16 protein-coding genes are annotated in these 18,252 nt (G+C 59.9%); 6 read left to right on the forward strand and 10 right to left on the reverse strand.

What is annotated here, in order from left to right:
* The first annotated feature begins 251 nt into the window (after window positions 1–251).
* Together rep and ACGJAX_RS05355 are read left to right on the forward strand one after the other, a co-directional pair.
* Window positions 252–2,261 (forward strand): DNA helicase Rep, encoded by a 2,010-nt coding sequence (gene rep / locus ACGJAX_RS05350; RefSeq protein WP_090326575.1) that lies wholly within the window; start codon window positions 252–254, stop codon window positions 2,259–2,261.
* A 56-nt stretch (window positions 2,262–2,317) separates the two neighbouring features.
* Window positions 2,318–2,890: a xanthine phosphoribosyltransferase gene (locus tag ACGJAX_RS05355; protein WP_090326577.1), complete on the forward strand. Its 573-nt coding sequence runs from the start codon at window positions 2,318–2,320 to the stop codon at window positions 2,888–2,890.
* A 103-nt stretch (window positions 2,891–2,993) separates the two neighbouring features.
* Here ACGJAX_RS05355 and ACGJAX_RS05360 read toward each other — a convergent pair whose 3' ends face one another.
* From ACGJAX_RS05360 to dadA, 6 genes are all read right to left on the reverse strand, one after another.
* On the reverse strand, window positions 2,994–4,919 hold the full coding sequence (locus tag ACGJAX_RS05360; RefSeq protein WP_390957729.1) for an acetyl-CoA hydrolase/transferase C-terminal domain-containing protein: 1,926 nt from the start codon (window positions 4,917–4,919) through the stop codon (window positions 2,994–2,996).
* 259 nt (window positions 4,920–5,178) lie between these two features.
* Window positions 5,179–5,595, reverse strand: coding sequence for a cytochrome c5 family protein (locus ACGJAX_RS05365; RefSeq protein ID WP_090326582.1), 417 nt, complete (start codon window positions 5,593–5,595; stop codon window positions 5,179–5,181).
* Window positions 5,596–5,777: 182 nt separating this feature from the next.
* Entirely contained in the window at window positions 5,778–6,326 is a 549-nt protein-coding gene (locus tag ACGJAX_RS05370) for a cupin domain-containing protein (protein WP_090326586.1), read from the reverse strand.
* Window positions 6,327–6,454: 128 nt separating this feature from the next.
* Window positions 6,455–7,528: an alanine racemase gene (gene alr, locus ACGJAX_RS05375; RefSeq protein WP_090326587.1), complete on the reverse strand. Its 1,074-nt coding sequence runs from the start codon at window positions 7,526–7,528 to the stop codon at window positions 6,455–6,457.
* A gap of 97 nt (window positions 7,529–7,625) precedes the next feature.
* On the reverse strand, window positions 7,626–7,979 hold the full coding sequence (locus tag ACGJAX_RS05380; RefSeq protein ID WP_390957731.1) for a Rid family hydrolase: 354 nt from the start codon (window positions 7,977–7,979) through the stop codon (window positions 7,626–7,628).
* Window positions 7,951–9,255 (reverse strand): D-amino acid dehydrogenase, encoded by a 1,305-nt coding sequence (dadA, locus tag ACGJAX_RS05385; RefSeq protein WP_090327608.1) that lies wholly within the window; start codon window positions 9,253–9,255, stop codon window positions 7,951–7,953. Before dadA ends, ACGJAX_RS05380 begins: the two co-directional genes overlap by 29 nt.
* Before the next feature lie 157 nt (window positions 9,256–9,412).
* Between dadA and ACGJAX_RS05390 the strand changes: the two genes are divergently transcribed.
* Complete coding sequence (locus tag ACGJAX_RS05390) at window positions 9,413–9,901, forward strand: Lrp/AsnC ligand binding domain-containing protein (protein WP_003177284.1); 489 nt, start codon at window positions 9,413–9,415, stop codon at window positions 9,899–9,901.
* Between the two features lie 105 nt (window positions 9,902–10,006).
* Here ACGJAX_RS05390 and ACGJAX_RS05395 read toward each other — a convergent pair whose 3' ends face one another.
* A complete protein-coding gene (locus ACGJAX_RS05395) occupies window positions 10,007–10,360 on the reverse strand; it encodes a YkgJ family cysteine cluster protein (protein WP_390957733.1) in 354 nt (117 codons plus the stop codon).
* A 147-nt stretch (window positions 10,361–10,507) separates the two neighbouring features.
* On the opposite strand from ACGJAX_RS05395, the gene ACGJAX_RS05400 reads away from it, so the two are divergent.
* Complete coding sequence (locus tag ACGJAX_RS05400; protein ID WP_390957735.1) at window positions 10,508–11,821, forward strand: FAD-dependent oxidoreductase; 1,314 nt, start codon at window positions 10,508–10,510, stop codon at window positions 11,819–11,821.
* A gap of 73 nt (window positions 11,822–11,894) precedes the next feature.
* On the opposite strand, the gene ACGJAX_RS05405 is transcribed toward ACGJAX_RS05400, so the two are convergent.
* The gene (locus ACGJAX_RS05405; RefSeq protein WP_090326597.1) at window positions 11,895–12,140 is read right to left on the reverse strand and encodes a DUF1127 domain-containing protein; all 246 of its coding nucleotides are present in this window, start codon (window positions 12,138–12,140) and stop codon (window positions 11,895–11,897) included.
* A 179-nt stretch (window positions 12,141–12,319) separates the two neighbouring features.
* On the opposite strand from ACGJAX_RS05405, the gene ACGJAX_RS05410 reads away from it, so the two are divergent.
* A complete protein-coding gene (locus tag ACGJAX_RS05410) occupies window positions 12,320–13,753 on the forward strand; it encodes a PLP-dependent aminotransferase family protein (protein ID WP_090326599.1) in 1,434 nt (477 codons plus the stop codon).
* 60 nt (window positions 13,754–13,813) lie between these two features.
* On the forward strand, window positions 13,814–15,376 hold the full coding sequence (locus tag ACGJAX_RS05415) for a phospholipase D family protein (protein ID WP_090326601.1): 1,563 nt from the start codon (window positions 13,814–13,816) through the stop codon (window positions 15,374–15,376).
* Between the two features lie 27 nt (window positions 15,377–15,403).
* Here the strand turns inward: ACGJAX_RS05415 and ACGJAX_RS05420 are convergent, their stop codons facing one another.
* Entirely contained in the window at window positions 15,404–16,549 is a 1,146-nt protein-coding gene (locus tag ACGJAX_RS05420) for an MFS transporter (protein WP_390957738.1), read from the reverse strand.
* A gap of 188 nt (window positions 16,550–16,737) precedes the next feature.
* Window positions 16,738–18,231 carry an aldehyde dehydrogenase gene (locus tag ACGJAX_RS05425; RefSeq protein WP_247255285.1) on the reverse strand — a complete coding sequence of 498 codons (1,494 nt, stop codon included), beginning with the start codon at window positions 18,229–18,231 and terminating at the stop codon, window positions 16,738–16,740.
* Window positions 18,232–18,252: the final 21 nt, after the last annotated feature.

Raw genomic sequence — 18,252 nt, forward strand, 5'->3', positions numbered from 1 at the left:
ACTCTGCAAAGATGTAGGCGATGGGCATTATGCCGTGCCGATAACTAATGACCAATGACATCAGTTATCAAAACGAGGCCTTTGTATCCGGAATTACGAACATTAGACGCAATTTCCTCGCGCATCCTGCGTGAAAGTAACAAAACCGGCAAATAGAGATCGCGTTATACGTCACAAGTCGGAGAGAGCAGCACAAATCGCTGAGCCTGTTAAAATGCCGGCCCATTTCGTCCTGACTCCTGAATTTACGTATGTCCCGACTCAATCCCCGGCAGCAAGAAGCCGTGAGCTACGTCGGCGGCCCTCTTTTGGTGCTCGCCGGCGCTGGCTCCGGCAAGACCAGTGTGATCACGCGCAAGATCGCACACTTGATCCAGAACTGTGGCATCCGCGCCCAGTACATCGTCGCCATGACCTTTACCAACAAGGCGGCGCGCGAGATGAAGGAACGGGTCGGCACGCTGCTGCGCGCTGGTGAAGGCCGCGGCCTGACGGTCTGTACCTTCCACAACCTGGGCCTGAACATCATCCGCAAGGAACACGTGCGGCTGGGCTATAAACCGGGCTTCTCGATCTTCGACGAGGCTGACGTCAAGGCCCTGATGACCGACATCATGCAGAAGGAATACTCGGGCGACGACGGCGTCGACGAGATCAAGAACATGATCGGTGCCTGGAAGAACGACCTGATCCTGCCGCCCCAGGCCCTGGAAAACGCGCGCAACCCCAAGGAACAGACCGCCGCTATCGTCTACACCCACTACCAGCGCACGCTCAAGGCGTTCAACGCGGTGGATTTCGACGATTTGATCCTGCTGCCGGTGAAGCTGTTCGAAGAACACGCCGACATCCTGGAAAAGTGGCAGAACAAGGTGCGCTATCTGCTGGTGGACGAATACCAGGACACCAACGCCAGCCAGTACCTGCTGGTGAAAATGCTCATCGGCAAGCGCAACCAGTTCACCGTGGTGGGTGACGACGACCAGTCGATCTATGCCTGGCGCGGCGCGCGCCCGGAAAACCTGATGCTGCTCAAGGACGACTACCCGTCGTTGAAAGTGGTGATGCTGGAGCAGAACTATCGCTCCACCAGCCGCATCTTGCGCTGCGCCAACGTGCTGATTTCCAACAACCCCCACGAATTCGAAAAGCAGCTGTGGAGTGAAATGGGCCACGGCGACGAGATCCGCGTGATCCGCTGCCGCAACGAAGACGCCGAAGCCGAGCGCGTGGCCGTGGAAATCCTCAGCCTGCACTTGCGCACCGACCGCCCTTACAGCGATTTCGCCATCCTGTATCGCGGTAACTACCAGGCCAAGCTGATCGAGCTGAAGTTGCAGCACCACCAGGTGCCGTATCGCCTGTCTGGCGGCAACAGTTTTTTCGGACGCCAGGAAGTGAAAGACCTGATGGCCTATTTCCGCCTGATCGTGAACCCGGACGACGACAACGCCTTCCTGCGAGTGATCAACGTTCCACGTCGGGAAATCGGTTCGACGACGTTGGAGAAGCTGGGCAACTACGCCACCGAGCGAAAAATCTCGATGTACGCCGCCACCGACGAAATCGGCCTGGGCGAGCACCTGGATTCGCGCTTCACCGATCGCCTGTCGCGCTTCAAGCGCTTCATGGACAAGGTGCGCGAACAATGCGCCGGCGAGGACCCGATTTCGGCCCTGCGCAGCATGGTCATGGACATCGACTACGAGAACTGGCTGCGCACCAACAGCTCCAGCGACAAGGCCGCTGATTACCGCATGGGTAACGTCTGGTTCCTGATCGAGGCGCTGAAGAACACCCTGGAAAAAGACGAAGACGGCGAAATGACCGTCGAAGACGCCATCGGCAAACTGGTGCTGCGCGACATGCTGGAGCGTCAGCAGGAAGAGGAAGACGGTGCCGAAGGTGTGCAGATGATGACCTTGCACGCCTCCAAGGGCCTGGAATTCCCCTACGTGTTCATCATGGGCATGGAAGAGGAAATCCTCCCGCACCGCTCTAGCATCGAAGCCGACACCATCGAAGAAGAACGTCGCCTGGCCTACGTGGGTATTACCCGCGCACGTCAGACCTTGGCCTTCACTTTCGCCGCCAAGCGCAAGCAATACGGCGAGATCATCGACTGCGCACCGAGCCGCTTCCTCGATGAACTGCCGCCGGACGACCTGGCCTGGGAAGGCAACGACGACACCCCGACCGAAGTCAAAGCCGTTCGCGGCAATAGCGCACTGGCGGATATACGCGCCATGTTAAAGCGCTAGAATTGACCACTTTATCTAGAACTTCGGCGCAAAATACGCCAATAGAGGACAGCTTCATGGAAGCACTGCACCAGAAAATTCGCGAACAAGGCATTGTGCTTTCCGACCAGGTTCTGAAGGTCGACGCCTTTCTGAACCACCAGATCGACCCCGCCCTGATGAAGCTGATCGGCGACGAATTCGCCACGCTGTTCAAGGACTCGGGCATTACCAAGATCGTCACCATCGAAGCCTCGGGCATCGCCCCGGCGATCATGACGGGCCTGAACCTTGGCGTACCGGTGATTTTCGCCCGCAAGCACCAGTCCCTGACCCTGACCGAAAACCTGCTGTCGGCGACCGTGTACTCGTTCACCAAGCAGACCGAAAGCACCGTGGCGATCTCCCCGCGCCACCTGACCAGCAGCGACCGCGTACTGATCATCGATGACTTCCTGGCCAACGGTAAGGCGTCCCAGGCGCTGATTTCGATCATCAAGCAGGCCGGCGCCACCGTCGCAGGCTTGGGTATCGTGATCGAGAAATCGTTCCAGGGCGGTCGTGCAGAGCTGGATGCGCAGGGTTATCGCGTCGAGTCCCTGGCTCGCGTGAAATCCCTGGCCGGCGGCGTCGTGACCTTCATCGAGTAACCTGTCATACCGCAACCCCCTGTGGAGCTGGCTTGCCAGCGAAGAGGTCCTGATTCCAACGTCCATGTTGCTTGTCATACCGCCTTCGCTGGCAAGCCAGCGCCTACAGCGAAGCGGTGGCCTTGAGGCCCGCGAGCAACAACCGCTGATACAAATCCTCTTTCAACCCTTCTGGGTTGGTCAGCAGCATGCGTTCCAGATGCTCAGGAAACGCCGCAGGCTCTGGCGCATCCAGCGCAGCCTTGCCCAGCTCCAGAATCTCGCTCAGTTTGAATTTGCTCTTGAGCCAATTCAGCGCCCGCAACACATCCCGCTCCACGTCAGTGAAATCACAGCCCAACGGATACTCCGGAAACAAATGCGGATGCCGCGCCTGAATCGCCTGCAAACGTTGCGGACGGTTGTCGGTGAAACGCGGATCAAGGCGGAAATCCTTCGGTAATTTGCCGACCTTCTGCGCTTGCTCGATCAGCCCCGGCTGGAAACGTGAGTCGCTGATATTCAACAACGCTTCAATCACTGCCGCATCGGTCTTGCCCCGCAGATCGGCGATGCCGTACTCGGTGACGACAATGTCGCGCAAATGCCGTGGAATCGTGCAGTGACCATACTCCCAAACCATGTTGGAACCGACCTCGCCACCCGACTCGCGCCAGCTGCGCAGCAACAGTATCGAGCGCGCCCCCTGCAGCGCATGGCCCTGGGCAACGAAGTTGTACTGCCCGCCCACCCCGCTGAGCACACGCCCGTCCTCCAGTTGATCCGCCACGCCCGCACCTAGCAAGGTCATGGTGAATGCGGTGTTGATGAACCGTGCATCGAGGCGCTGCAAGCGCTTCAATTCTTCCTGGCCGTAGAGTTCGTTGATGTAGCTGATGCGGGTCATGTTGAATTCGAGCCGCTTGCCTTGTGGCAATTCACGCAAGCGTTCATAGAAACTGCGCGGCCCGAGAAAGAAGCCGCCATGCACCGAGATGCCGTCAGTCTGTGCCGCTTCGTCCAGGGTGCCGGCATTCGCCTGTTGCTGAGTCGGCACATCCGGGTAGACCTTGCGCCGCACGATCCCGGCATCCGCCAGCACCAGCAGGCCGTTGACGAACATTTCGCTACAACCGTAAAGGCCTTTGGCGAACGGCTCGGTGCCGCCTTCGCGATCGATCAATTGTCCCCACTGGCTCAGATTCAGATCCGCCAACAGCGCCTTGTAGCCGCTGTTATCGGCCTGCCGCGCCAGCAGCGCAGCGGTCAGCGCATCGCCCATGGCGCCGATGCCGATCTGCAAGGTGCCGCCATCGCGGACCAGCGTGCTGGCGTGCAAACCGATGAAGTGATCCTGGAACCCCACTGGCATGTTCGGCGTGGAGAACAGCGTGGTGCTGTCCTTCGCGTCGATCAACAGGTCAAACGTATCGATGGCGACTTCGGCATCACCGGGCATGTAGGGCAAATCGTTGTGCACCTGGCCGAGCATCAGGATCGTTTCCCCGGCAGCCCGGCGCTCGGCGATCATCGGCAACAGGTCGAGGGTGATGTCCGGGTTGCAGCTCAGGCTCAAACGGTCCGGGTGCTCGGCATGACTGGCCACCAACTGTGCAACCAGGTTCAACCCGGCGGCGTTGATGTCCCGCGCGGCATGGCTGTAGTTGCTGCTGACATAGTCCTGTTGCGCACACGCACTGTGTAGCAGGCTGCCGGGCTGCATGAAGAACTGCTGGATATGGATGTTTCCCGGCAGCCTGTCGCGACGCAGATCGGCAAGAAAATCCAGTTCCGGATAGTCGCCGAAAACCCGTTCGGTGAAAGGTTCGAGGAAGCGCTTTTGCAATCCATCGCCCAACGCAGGACGTCCCAGGCACAGCGCGGTGTAGATCGTCAGGCGCCGCTCCGGCAATTGCGCGACACGTTGGTACAACGCGTTAACGAAGTGATTGGGCTTGCCCAGGCCCAAAGGCAGGCCCATGTGAATATGCGCCGGCAACCGCGCCAACACGTCATCAACCGCTTGCTCGATAGAACACAGCTGAACCATCCGAACCTCCCTTACATTCCATGACGTGGGGTTGGACTGAGCTTGCCGGGTCTTGGCTGCAATGAACAGCCCGCTAGAAACACAAAACCCTGTAGGAGCGAGCTCGCTCGCGATGGTCGTCAACGATGACCTGGTGAACCTGACACGCCTCGGCACCTTCGAAACCTTCGCGAGCAAGCTCGCTCCTACAGGGGGTGGCGGCGATCTGCGGGCACAAAAAAACCGTCCTGAGACGGTTTTTTGCGAAAGATGCGGCGCCTTATTTCAGGCCGGACATCTTCTGGATCGCGCCTTTGAGCTCGGCGTCGGAGCAATCGGCGCAGGTGCCTTTAGGCGGCATCGAGTTGATACCGGTAATGGCTTTGGCCAGGATGCCGTCCAGGCCGCCCTGGTGATCGGCACGGTCTTTCCAGGCGGCGGTATCACCGATTTTTGGCGAGCCCAGCAGGCCGGTACCGTGGCAAGCGTTGCAATGTTTTGCAATCACTTCATCAGGCGTCTTGGCACCGCCACCGCCGCCGGCAGAGGCGGCGACTTCCATGCCCTTGCACTCTTTACCCTGTACGCAAACCTGGCCGACTGGCTCAAGGCGCTTGGCAATTTCGTCGTTGGTCGCAGCTTGAGCGCTGACAGCCCAGAGGGCCAATACGGTTGCTGGTACGGCCAGCATTTTCATAATTAGATTCACGCGTTCACCCTCAATGGTGGCTAGTCACGCCTACGGCCACGGTTCGCAGGCGGGCGCAAGTATAGCGGTAAGCCCGCGACACTGAAACAACCCCAAAGTCGAAGGGGTCTTGTTGCGCAACGGTAAAACAGCTCGGGTGCCTCGGCCGTGCTGGCAGGGCGCCTCTTTGCTTAAAAATTCGCCGGTGTAGCTGCGCTGATTAGTCGCGCCGGCGCATCGAACGGATTACGGAAACGATGCGGCTTGGTACTTTCAAAGTAGTAGCTATCGCCCGCTTCGAGCACAAATGTTTCGAGTCCGACCACCAGTTCCAGACGCCCTTCCACCAAAATGCCGGTTTCCTCGCCCTCATGGGTGAGCATCTCTTCACCGGTATCGGCGCCTGGCGGGTAGATTTCAGTGAGGAACGTGATAGCCCGACTCGGGTGTGCCCGGCCGACCAGTTTCATGGTCACTGCACCATCGGAAATATCGATCAGTTCGTTAGCTTTGTAGACGATCTGAGCCGGTTTTTCCTGCAGGATTTCTTCGGAAAAGAACTCGACCATGGACATGGGAATCCCGCCCAACACTTTGCGCAGCGAGCTGATCGAGGGGCTGACGCTGTTCTTCTCGATCATCGAAATGGTGCTGTTGGTGACGCCCGCACGTTTGGCGAGCTCACGCTGGGAAAGTCCTTTGAGCTTACGGATTGATTGCAGTCGCTCACCGACGTCCAATGCTGGAGCCTCCAGGAATTCAGGTTGTTGGAATAATGAGCGTTATCATGGCGACAGCGTTCAGTATTTACAACACTTTGACCTGAATCCTGTTCGGCGAGACAACTTCCGGTCCGGCCTGTCTGGCCCTAGCTCCCGGAATAGAGCAGTGGCACCCGGCGCAGGTTGCAGAAGATCTGGTACGGAATCGTGCCAGCCGCAATGGCCACGTCGCTGGCCAGAATGTTCTTGCCCCACAACTCCACGGTGGAGCCCAGACCCGCTTGCGGCACATCGGTCAGGTCGATGCACAGCATGTCCATCGACACACGGCCGATCAACTGGCTACGTTGCCCCGCGACCAACACTGGGGTGCCGGTCGGTGCCAGGCGCGGGTAGCCGTCGGCGTACCCCATGGCCACCACGCCCACGCGCATCGGTTTCTGGGTAATGAATTTGGCGCCATAACCAATCGGCTCGCCGGCCGGCAGTTCACGCACGCTGATCACTTTCGATTCAAGGGTCATCACCGGCTGCAGGCGTGCAGCCACGGCGTTGGCTTCTTCAAACGGCGTGGCACCGTAGAGCATGATGCCTGGACGCACCCAGTCACTCGGTACCTGCGGCCAGCCGAGCACCGCCGGCGAATTGCGAAGGCTGACCTCGGCCGACAACCCCTGACGCGCCGCTTCAAACACCGCGACTTGCTCGACGCTCGCTTGACTGTGCAACTCATCGGCTCGGGCGAAGTGGCTCATCAGCACGATCTTCGCGACCTTGCCAGTGGCCAGCAAGCGTTGATAGGCCGCCTGGTAATCCTTCGGATGCAGGCCCACCCGGTGCATGCCCGAATCGAGTTTGAGCCAGACCACAATCGGTTTGCTCAACGCGGCCTTCTCGATCGCCTCGAGTTGCCACAGCGAATGCACCACGCACCAGAAATCGTGCTCGACGATCAGCGAAAGCTCATCGGCCTCAAAAAAACCTTCCAGCAACAACACCGGCGCACGAATGCCTGCGGCCCGAAGCTCCAGGGCTTCTTCAATGCAGGCCACGGCAAAACCGTCTGCCTCGGCTTCCAGCGCCTGGGCGCAACGCACCGCGCCATGGCCGTAAGCATCGGCCTTGATGACCGCGAGGGCCTTGGCACCCGTGACTTCACGGGCGATTTGGTAGTTGTGACGCAGGGCTTGAAGGTCGATCAGGGCACGGGCAGGGCGCATGGCGGCAGACTTCTGGTCGGTCGTTTGGAAGAAAAACCGGCGCAGGCTGATGACGTTAGCCGCCAGTCGCGCCGGGAGAGGGATCTTTCTGAGTTGCTTATGGCAGAGCGGCTACAACCGACAGCTCCACCAGGATTTCCGGTTCGCACAGCTTCGCTTCAACGGTGGCGCGGGCCGGTGCGACGCCTTTGGGCAACCACTGGTCCCAGACGGCATTCATGCCGGCGAAGTGTGCATCGATGTCTTTCAGGTAAATCGTCACCGACAGCAGACGGTTTTTGTCGGTCCCGGCCAGATCGAGCAAACGCTCGATGTTGGCGAGGGCTTCACGGGTCTGCTGTTCAATCCCGGCGTTTATGTCGTCGCCAACCTGTCCGGCCAGATACACCGTGCCGTTGTGGGTGACGATCTGACTCATGCGCTCATTGGTGAGCTGGCGCTGGATTGACATGCTTTGCGGACTCCTGAGTTTTGTTGCCATAACGGGAAATATCGAGGCCTTCGGCGCTGATTTGCGGCTTTTTCTTCGCCATCAGATCAGCCAGCAAGCGGCCGGAGCCACAAGCCATGGTCCAGCCCAGGGTGCCGTGACCGGTGTTCAGGAACAGATTCTTGAACGGCGTGGCACCAACAATTGGCGTGCCATCCGGAGTGGTCGGACGCAGGCCGGTCCAGAAGCTGGCCTCGGCCAGATTGCCGCCCTGAGGATAGAGGTCGTTGACGATCATCTCCAGGGTTTCGCGCCGACGCGGGTTCAGCGACAGGTCAAAACCGGCGATTTCAGCCATGCCGCCGACGCGGATGCGGTTGTCGAAACGGGTGATCGCGACCTTGTAGGTCTCGTCGAGAATGGTCGAGGTCGGGGCCATGGCCGGGTTGGTGATCGGCACGGTCAGGGAGTAACCCTTGAGCGGATACACCGGGGCCTTGATGCCCAGAGGCTTGAGCAATTGCGGCGAGTAGCTGCCGAGTGCCAGGACGTAACGGTCAGCGGTTTCCAGCTTGCCGTCGATCCATACACCGTTGATGCGATCGCCGGCGAAGTCCAGGCGCTGGATGTCCTGACCGAAGCGGAATTGCACGCCGAGGTTCGCGGCCATCTCTGCAAGCTTGGTGGTGAACATCTGGCAGTCGCCGGTCTGGTCGTTCGGCAGGCGCAAGGCACCGGCGAGGATGTCGGTGACACTCGCCAGGGCCGGCTCAACGCGGGCAATGCCTGCGCGGTCGAGCAGTTCGAACGGCACGCCAGACTCTTTCAACACGGCGATGTCTTTCGCTGCGCCGTCGAGCTGGGCCTGGGTGCGGAACAATTGAGTCGTGCCGAGGCTGCGGCCTTCGTAGGCAATGCCGGTTTCGGCGCGCAGTTCGTCGAGGCAGTCACGGCTGTACTCGGACAGACGGACCATGCGCTCCTTGTTCACCGCGTAACGGCTGGCGGTGCAGTTGCGCAGCATTTGCGCCATCCACAGGTATTGATCGATGTCGCCAGTGGCTTTGATCGCCAGCGGCGCGTGGCGCTGCAACAGCCACTTGATGGCTTTGAGCGGCACGCCCGGTGCGGCCCACGGCGAGGCATAACCGGGCGAAACCTGGCCGGCGTTGGCGAAACTGGTCTCCATCGCGGCAGCTGGCTGCCGGTCGACGACCACCACTTCAAACCCGGCACGGGCCAGATAGTAAGCACTGGTGGTGCCGATGACGCCGCTACCCAAGACCATAACGCGCATTTTCATATCCCTCATCGCGGCTAACCGCTGACGTTTGTTGTTCAGAGCTTTAGATGTGCGCAGTGTAAAAAAGAATAGCCAGTGATTTTCACTATATAAGCGCCTATATTTGGCGACAATTCTCGGCAAAAACCCTTTTCACGGAGGCGCATCCCCTATGCGTACCAACACTCAAACCAAACGTGAGCTGGACAAGATCGACCGCAACATTCTGCGGATCCTGCAAGCGGACGGACGTATTTCCTTCACCGAGTTGGGGGAGAAGGTCGGGCTCTCGACCACGCCCTGTACCGAACGGGTGCGGCGCCTGGAGCGCGAAGGGATCATCATGGGCTACAACGCGCGGCTCAATCCGCAACACCTCAAGGGAAGTCTTCTGGTGTTCGTCGAGATCAGTCTCGACTACAAATCCGGCGACACTTTCGAAGAGTTCCGACGCGCAGTGCTGAAGCTGCCCCACGTGCTGGAATGCCATCTGGTGTCAGGGGATTTCGACTATCTGGTGAAAGCGCGGATTTCCGAGATGGCCTCGTACCGCAAGCTGCTGGGCGACATCCTGCTCAAGCTGCCCCATGTGCGCGAATCCAAGAGTTACATCGTGATGGAAGAGGTGAAAGAGAGCTTGAGTTTGCCGATTCCGGATTGAAACTTACAGTTTGTTCAGGCCCGCTCCCACAGGTGTTGCGCTGACCTGTGGAAGCGGGTCTGCCCGCGACAGGGTCGGCTCAGTTCCGCTGAAGTACACCGCCGTTTAAACCAACACCTGCCGTGTACTGGCCATGTATTCGAACACCTGCTTCTCCACCCGCGGATGAATCAGCTCCACCGGCCCCCGCCCGTTGGGGCACGGCAAGCTCTTGGTCGTGCCGAACAATCGGCAGATCAGCGGCCGCTCGTCATACACCGTGCAACCGTTCGGTCCCAGGTGCACACAGTTGAGTTCCTCCATCGCCGCGTCCTGCTCGGCCCGGGTCTTGCGCGGCAGGCGCGACATTTCTTCCGGGGAGGTTGTCACCGGGCCACAGCAGTCATGGCAGCCGGAGACGCACTCGAATGAGGGAATCTGCTGGCGAAGGGTACGGATTTTCTGACTGTTGCAGCTCATCGAAGCGGTGACCGATATCGGAATAGAGCGGGATTCTGACGTAAAAGCCCCGATCCAGACAGCAGCAACCGACCAATGTTGCCCGTCTGCGAAGGTCCGGCTTATGCTCCGTCAAATTTTATAAACACAAGTATCAGGATCACGTAGATGACTGCTCGTGCTCGGCAACCTGTCTCGAACCACCAGCACACCGCCTCCTACTATGCCGCCAGCAGCTTGCCGCAGCCGGAGTATCCGCTGCTCAAGGGCGAAGTGCTGGCCGACGTGTGCGTGGTCGGTGGCGGGTTCTCGGGATTGAACACGGCGCTTGAACTGGCCGAACGCGGCTTCAGCGTGGTGTTGCTCGAAGCGCACAAGATCGGCTGGGGCGCCAGCGGACGCAATGGCGGGCAGTTGATTCGCGGCGTCGGGCACGGCCTCGATCAATTCGCCAATGTGATCGGTGCGGACGGTGTGCGTCAGATGAAACTCATGGGCCTGGAAGCGGTGGAAATCGTCCGACAGCGCATCGAGCGATTTCAGATCCCCTGCGACCTGACCTGGGGTTACTGCGACCTGGCCAACAAACCCCGCGACCTCGAAGGCTTCGCCGAAGACGCCGAAGAACTGCGCAGCCTCGGTTATCGCTACGAAACCCGCCTGGTACAACCCCATGAAATGCACACGGTGGTGGGCTCCGACCGCTACGTCGGCGGTCTTGTCGACATGGGTTCCGGGCACCTGCACCCGTTGAACCTGGCACTGGGCGAAGCGGCTGCCGCCCTGCGATTGGGCGTCAAACTATTCGAACAGTCCGCAGTTACCCGAATCGATTACGGCCCCGAGATCAAGGTTCATTCCGCCCAAGGCTCGGTCCGCGCCAGGACATTGGTGCTGGGCTGCAATGCATACCTCAATCAACTCAACCCGCACCTCAGCGGCAAAGTGCTGCCCGCCGGCAGTTACATCATCGCCACCGAACCGTTGAGCGAGGAGCAGGCGCACGCCCTGCTGCCGCAGAACATGGCGGCCTGTGATCAGCGAGTGGCGCTGGATTACTACCGGCTCTCGGCGGATCGACGCTTGCTGTTCGGCGGCGCCTGCCATTACTCAGGTCGAGACCCGAAAGATATCGCCGCCTACATGCGACCAAAGATGCTGGATGTATTCCCTCAGCTGGCCGACGTGAAAATCGATTACCAATGGGGCGGCATGATCGGCATCGGCGCCAACCGCTTGCCGCAAATCGGTCGACTCAACGACCAACCGAATGTGTATTACGCCCAGGCCTATTCCGGCCATGGCGTGAATGCCACGCACCTGGCGGGCAAGTTGCTGGCCGAAGCGATCAGCGGCCAGCACAGCGGTGGGTTCGATCTGTTCGCCAAGGTGCCACACATCACCTTCCCCGGCGGCAAGCATCTGCGTTCGCCGTTACTGGCGTTGGGGATGTTGTGGCATCGGTTCAAAGAGTGGGTCTGATATGGCTTTGGTGTCATCCCTGGCGCCTTCGCTGGCAAGCCAGCGAAGAGGCCCGGAGAAAACACTGCAAAACTCAGATCCGCCAGAAAGGCTTGAGCCCCTCCTCCCGCGCCTGTTCACGCGTCAGCCCGACATCCTTGAGCTGCTCGGGTGTCAGCCTCAGCAGCGCCTGGCGTGTGTGCAGGCGCTGCCAGAACAGAGCCCAGCGACTCAGGCCCATCGGTGCATTGCGCATGACTGACCTGTGCGCACCGTTATTCTGCCCTGCCGCCAGTTCCTGACTGTGTAACGTCAGCCGCACATCGCTCAAGCCGTTCATTTTCATTGCTCCTGTTTACTTGGGTAGCCAGAGATTCCATGATGCGTGGGCGAGCAAAAGCATTACAGATTCAACACTGATGTATTATTTCCATACAGATTTGCCGTTCGAAGCACTGAATTGTCGATTTTTACCGCATCTGTACTGGTCTACCGAATCACCCGCACCGAGGCAGTGCCATGACCCTTTATGTGAACCTCGCTGAATTGCTCGGCACGCGTATCGAACAGGGCTTCTATCGCCCGGGTGACCGGCTGCCATCGGTGCGGGCACTGAGCATTGAGCACGGGGTCAGCCTGAGCACGGTGCAGCAGGCCTATCGCATGCTGGAAGACAACGGACTGGCCACGCCAAAACCCAAATCCGGGTATTTCGTGCCGGTCAGTCGCGAGTTGCCGGAACTGCCGGCGATTGGTCGCCCGGCTCAACGCCCTGTGGATATCTCCCAATGGGATCAGGTGCTGGAACTGATCCGCGCGGTACCGCGAAAGGATGTGGTGCAACTGGGTCGCGGCATGCCGGACATCACCAGCCCGACCATGAAACCGTTGTTGCGTGATCTGGCGCGGATCAGTCGGCGGCAGGACATGCCCGGCCTGTATTACGACAACATCCACGGCAATATCGAGCTGCGCGAACAGATTGCACGCCTGATGCTCGATTCCGGCTGCCAATTGAGCCCGGGCGATCTGGTGGTCACAACCGGTTGCCATGAAGCGCTGTCTACCAGCATTCGGGCGATCTGCGAGCCGGGCGACATCGTGGCGGTCGACTCACCCAGCTTCCACGGCGCCATGCAGACCCTCAAGGGCCTGGGCATGAAAGCCCTGGAAATCCCCACTGACCCGCTCACCGGCATCAGCCTGGAAGCGCTGGAACTGGCATTGGAACAATGGCCGATCAAGGCCATACAGTTGACCCCCAACTGCAACAACCCGCTGGGCTACATCATGCCGGAGTCGCGAAAACGCGGGCTGTTGACGCTCGCACAGCGTTTCGACGTGGCGATCATCGAGGATGATGTGTATGGCGAACTGTCCTACACCTATCCGCGTCCGCGTACGATCAAATCCTTCGACGAGGACGGTCGCGTCTTACTGTGCAGTTCATTTTCCAAGACGTTGGCACCTGGCCTGCGCATCGGCTGGGTGGCACCCGGTCGTTACCTGGAACGGGTGCTGCACATGAAATACATCAGCACTGGCTCCACGGCGCCACAGCCACAGATTGCCATCGCCGAATTCCTCAAGGGCGGCCATTTCGAACCGCATTTGCGGCGGATGCGGACGCAATACCAGCGCAATCGCGACGCCATGATCGACTGGGTCACCCGCTACTTTCCGGCCGGCACGCGCGCCAGTCGTCCGCAAGGCAGCTTCATGCTGTGGGTTGAACTGCCGGAAGGGTTCGACACCCTGAAACTGAATCGCGCCTTACACGACCAGGGCGTACAGATTGCCGTCGGCAGCATCTTTTCCGCCTCTGGCAAATACCGCAATTGCCTGCGGATGAACTACGCTGCCAAACCAACAGCACAGATCGAAGATGCGGTACGCAAGGTCGGTGCGGCGGCCATCCAATTGCTGGCCGAAACCAGCAATCTCAACGACTGACCTTTCTGCGGATACCAACGTCCATATGCCAAGACCTGCCGCCAATCGGAACGATCCCACGTGAGAGTCACAAAGCCCCTGCTTGCTCTTGTATTGGCCTCGTTTCTCGGTGGTTGCGCCAGCCTCGACGTACAGCGCGAACCGAGCCAGGCGCTGCCAGCGAGTGACTCGGCATTTGGTCGCTCGGTCCTGGCCCAGGCAGCGCCCCATCAAGGGCAGTCCGGTTTTCGCCTGCTTTCCGACAGCACCGAAGCCTTCACCGCGCGCGCCGAGCTGATCCGCAACGCGCAACGAAGCCTCGATTTGCAGTACTACATCGTTCACGACGGCATCAGTACACGAATGCTGGCCAATGAACTGCTCAAGGCCGCTGACCGTGGCGTGCGCGTGCGTATTCTGATCGACGACACCACCAGTGACGGCCTGGACTTCACCATCGCCACGCTGGCGGCGCATCCACAGATCCAGATTCGCGTGTTCAACCCGCTGAATCTGGGCCGCAGCACTGGCGTGACGCGAACCATGGGCCGCTTGTTCAACCTGTCGCAGCAACATCGGCGCATGCATAACAAACTGTGGCTGGCCGACAACAGCATGGCCATCGTGGGCGGCCGCAATCTGGGTGACGAGTATTTCGATGCCGAACCCAACCTGAACTTCACCGACATCGACATGCTCGGCGTGGGCCCGGTCGCCGAGCAGTTGGGCCACAGTTTCGACCAGTACTGGAACAGCGCCCTGAGCAAGCCGATCGATGGGTTTCTATACAGCAAACCGACCGCCAAGGACCTGGAAAACACCCGGACCCGGCTCGAAGAATCCCTGGAGGCAACCCGAAAGGAGAACCACGCCCTCTATAAACATCTGATGACTTACGCCACCAAACCGCGCCTGGACATTTGGCGCAAAGAGTTGGTATGGGCCTGGAACCAGGCGTTGTGGGATGCACCAAGCAAGGTGCTGGCGGATGGTGAACCAGACCCTCAATTGCTGCTGACCACGCAATTGGCGCCCGAACTCAATGGCGTCAGCAAAGAGTTGATCATGGTCTCGGCTTATTTCGTGCCGGGTCAGCCAGGGCTGGTCTACTTGACCGGGCGCGCCGATGCCGGGGTTTCAGTACGACTGCTGACCAACTCCCTGGAAGCGACGGACGTACCGGCGGTGCATGGCGGTTATGCACCGTATCGCAAGGCGTTGCTGGAACATGGCGTGCAATTGTTCGAGTTGCGCCGCCAGCCGGGCGAAGGCGGCAGCGGCCCCAAACTGTTCTACAGCCGATCCTATCGCGGCTCCGATTCCAGCCTGCACAGCAAGGCGATCATTTTCGACCAGCAGAAAGCCTTCATCGGCTCGTTCAACTTCGATCCGCGCTCGGTGTTGTGGAACACCGAAGTCGGGGTACTGGTGGACAGCCCGGAACTCGCGGCACACGCGCGCGAACTGGCGCTGCAAGGCATGGCGCCGCCCCTGAGCTACAAAGTTGAACTGGAAAAAAACCAGCTCGTCTGGGTCACCGAAGACAATGGCAAACTGCACACCCTGACCAGGGAGCCGGGCAGTTGGTGGCGACACTTCAATGCCTGGCTCAGTAATACGGTTGGCCTGGAACGGATGTTGTAACCCTGCGGGAGCTTGCTCCCACAGGGTTTAGGCCGGCTCGGCAACCGAGCCAAATGCCCCTTGGCGCGAAACGACGATCAAAACGCCCAACGCCCCCACCGCCATCAGCAACGGCAAGGCGTGCCCGCTGATCCACTGGCTGCCGGCACCGGCCAACAATGGTCCGATCAGGCAGCCGATCCCCCATAACTGCGCTATGTGCGCGTTGGCCCTGACCAGCGCGTCGTCGCGATAACGCTCGCCGATCAGAATCAGCGACAAGGTGAACAAGCCGCCCGCGCTGGCGCCGAACAATACCCACAACGGCCAGATCAGCAGCGTATCGATCAGCAACGGGATGGCCAGACTCGACCCCAGCAGCACCACCGCGCACCCGGTGAACAACGCGCGCCGCGACAGACGATCGGCCAATGCACCAATCGGTAATTGCAGCACGGCATCACCGACCACCACCGTACTGACCATCGCCAGGGCGATTTCCGTGGTGAAACCCTGGCGCAAGCAGTAGACCGGCAGCAGCGTCAGGATCATTGCTTCGAACGCAGCAAACAGCGACACCGCCCAGGCAATCGCCGGCAGACCCCGACAGAACTCGAGCAAATCCCTCAAAGTCACGCTGCTGGACTCGCTGCTCGGGGCACCGCTGCGGCCCAATAACAGAAACGGCGCCGCCATCAGCAGACTGACGCCGACCCAAAAACCATAATCGTGCTCGGTGCCAAGAAAGCCCAACAACACCGGTCCGGCCAGCTGACTCAACGCATAACTGCTGCCATACAGCGCTACCAAACGGCCACGCCATTGCTCGACCACCAGTTGGTTGATCCAGCTTTCACCGATGATGAACACGAGGGTCAGGATCACCCCGATCATCAGCCGCAGTACCAGCCAGATCGGGTAGCTCGGCAACAGTGCCAGCAAGCCGATGGAAAAAGCTCCAGCCCACAGGCACAGGCGCATCAGGTTGGCCGTGCCGAAGCGCGCCGCCAGACGACTGGAAATTTTCGCCCCGACCAGTACACCGATGGCCGGCATCGCCGCCATCACACCAATGGCAAACGAGCCGTAACCCCAGCTTTCCACGCGAAACGACACCAGTGGCATGCTGACACCCAGGGCCAGACCGACACTCAAGACAGACGCCAACACGGCGAAATACGTCGCCCAACGCATGTTCCACGCTCCTGTGGATAATTTTTATGTACGGCACAAAACACTGTGGGAGCGAGCCTGCTCGCGATTAACGGAGCAACATTCAACTTGTTCGTCGACTGTCACACCGCTATCGCGAGCAGGCTCGCTCCCACAAGGGATCTGCTTCGTTCAGGAGGCCTGCTCTGCAACAGGCCGCCTGTAACGACTTACAACTTGATCCAGGTCGCCTTCAGCTCGGTGTACTTGTCGAACGCGTGCAGCGACTTGTCGCGACCGTTGCCGGACTGCTTGAAGCCACCGAACGGTGCGGTCATGTCGCCGCCATCGTACTGGTTGACCCACACACTACCGGCACGCAGTGCACGGGCGGTCAGGTGCGCCTTGGAAATGTCGGAAGTCCATACTGCAGCGGCCAGACCGTACGGAGTGTCGTTGGCGATCGCGACGGCTTCTTCGGCGCTGTCGAAGGTGATGACCGACAGTACCGGGCCGAAGATTTCTTCCTGGGCGATTTTCATCGCGTTGCTCACGCCGTCGAAAATCGTCGGCTCAACGTAGGTACCACCGGTTTCCTGGAGGATACGTTTACCACCGGCCACCAGTTTGGCGCCGTCGGTGTGACCGGACTCGATGTAGGACAGCACGGTGTTCATCTGCTGGGTATCCACCAGTGCACCGACGTTGGTCGCCGGATCCAGCGGATTGCCCGGCTTCCAGGTTTTCAGGGCTTCGATCACCAGCGGCAGGAATTTGTCCTTGATCGAACGCTCCACCAGCAGGCGCGAACCGGCGGTGCAGACTTCGCCCTGGTTGAAGGCGATAGCACCCGCAGCGGCTTCAGCTGCCTCCTGCAGGTTTGGCGCGTCGGCGAACACGATGTTCGGGCTCTTGCCGCCGGCTTCGAGCCAGACGCGCTTCATGTTCGATTCGCCGGAGTAGATCAGCAGTTGCTTGGCGATCTTGGTCGAGCCGGTGAACACCAAGGTGTCGACGTCGTTATGCAGGGCCAGGGCCTTGCCGACGGTATGACCGTAACCCGGCAGGACGTTGAGCACGCCTTTCGGAATCCCGGCTTCGACGGCCAAAGCAGCGATGCGGATGGCGGTCAGCGGCGATTTTTCCGACGGTTTGAGGATCACCGAGTTACCGGTGGACAGCGCCGGACCGAGCTTCCAGCACGCCATCATCAGCGGGAAGTTCCACGGCACGATGGCGCCGACAACACCGACAGGCTCGCGAGTCACCAGGCCCAGTTGATCGTGCGGGGTTGCCGCGACTTCGTCGTAGATCTTGTCGATGGCTTCGCCGCTCCAGCTGAGGGCTTGCGCCGCGCCGGGAACGTCGATGTACAGGGAGTCGCTGATCGGCTTGCCCATGTCCAGGGTTTCAAGCAAGGCCAGCTCTTCGGCGTGCTGTTTCAGCAGGCCGGCAAAACGGATCATGGTGGCTTTGCGTTTGGTCGGCGCCAGGCGCGACCAGACACCGGAATTGAAGGTGGCACGGGCGTTTTCAACAGCGCGCTGGGCATCGGCGGCATCACAGCTGGCAATCTTGCCCAGCAGACGGCCATCGACCGGGCTGATGCACTCGAAGGTCTCGCTGGAGACGGCATCGGTGTATTCGCCATTGATGTAGGCGCGGCCTTCGATCTTCAGATCGCGAGCCCGCTGCTCCCAATCGGCACGAGTCAGGGTGGTCATGCGAGTGTCCTCCTCTTATTG

It is taken from the genome of Pseudomonas moorei (assembly GCF_042846945.1).
In the GTDB taxonomy this organism is placed as follows: Bacteria; Pseudomonadota; Gammaproteobacteria; order Pseudomonadales; family Pseudomonadaceae; genus Aquipseudomonas; species Aquipseudomonas moorei.

What these genes read in the sequence shown, in the direction of transcription:
- rep (WP_090326575.1), top strand. Translation starts at nt 252, where the DNA reads ATGTCCCGACTCAATCCCCGGCAGCAAGAAGCCGTGAGCTACGTCGGC.
- ACGJAX_RS05355 (WP_090326577.1), top strand. Translation starts at nt 2,318, where the DNA reads ATGGAAGCACTGCACCAGAAAATTCGCGAACAAGGCATTGTGCTTTCC.
- ACGJAX_RS05360 (WP_390957729.1), bottom strand. Translation starts at nt 4,919, where the DNA reads ATGGTTCAGCTGTGTTCTATCGAGCAAGCGGTTGATGACGTGTTGGCG.
- ACGJAX_RS05365 (WP_090326582.1), bottom strand. Translation starts at nt 5,595, where the DNA reads ATGAAAATGCTGGCCGTACCAGCAACCGTATTGGCCCTCTGGGCTGTC.
- alr (WP_090326587.1), bottom strand. Translation starts at nt 7,528, where the DNA reads ATGCGCCCTGCCCGTGCCCTGATCGACCTTCAAGCCCTGCGTCACAAC.
- ACGJAX_RS05380 (WP_390957731.1), bottom strand. Translation starts at nt 7,979, where the DNA reads ATGTCAATCCAGCGCCAGCTCACCAATGAGCGCATGAGTCAGATCGTC.
- dadA (WP_090327608.1), bottom strand. Translation starts at nt 9,255, where the DNA reads ATGCGCGTTATGGTCTTGGGTAGCGGCGTCATCGGCACCACCAGTGCT.
- ACGJAX_RS05390 (WP_003177284.1), top strand. Translation starts at nt 9,413, where the DNA reads ATGCGTACCAACACTCAAACCAAACGTGAGCTGGACAAGATCGACCGC.
- ACGJAX_RS05395 (WP_390957733.1), bottom strand. Translation starts at nt 10,360, where the DNA reads ATGAGCTGCAACAGTCAGAAAATCCGTACCCTTCGCCAGCAGATTCCC.
- ACGJAX_RS05400 (WP_390957735.1), top strand. Translation starts at nt 10,508, where the DNA reads ATGACTGCTCGTGCTCGGCAACCTGTCTCGAACCACCAGCACACCGCC.
- ACGJAX_RS05405 (WP_090326597.1), bottom strand. Translation starts at nt 12,140, where the DNA reads ATGAACGGCTTGAGCGATGTGCGGCTGACGTTACACAGTCAGGAACTG.
- ACGJAX_RS05410 (WP_090326599.1), top strand. Translation starts at nt 12,320, where the DNA reads ATGACCCTTTATGTGAACCTCGCTGAATTGCTCGGCACGCGTATCGAA.
- ACGJAX_RS05420 (WP_390957738.1), bottom strand. Translation starts at nt 16,549, where the DNA reads ATGCGTTGGGCGACGTATTTCGCCGTGTTGGCGTCTGTCTTGAGTGTC.
- ACGJAX_RS05425 (WP_247255285.1), bottom strand. Translation starts at nt 18,231, where the DNA reads ATGACCACCCTGACTCGTGCCGATTGGGAGCAGCGGGCTCGCGATCTG.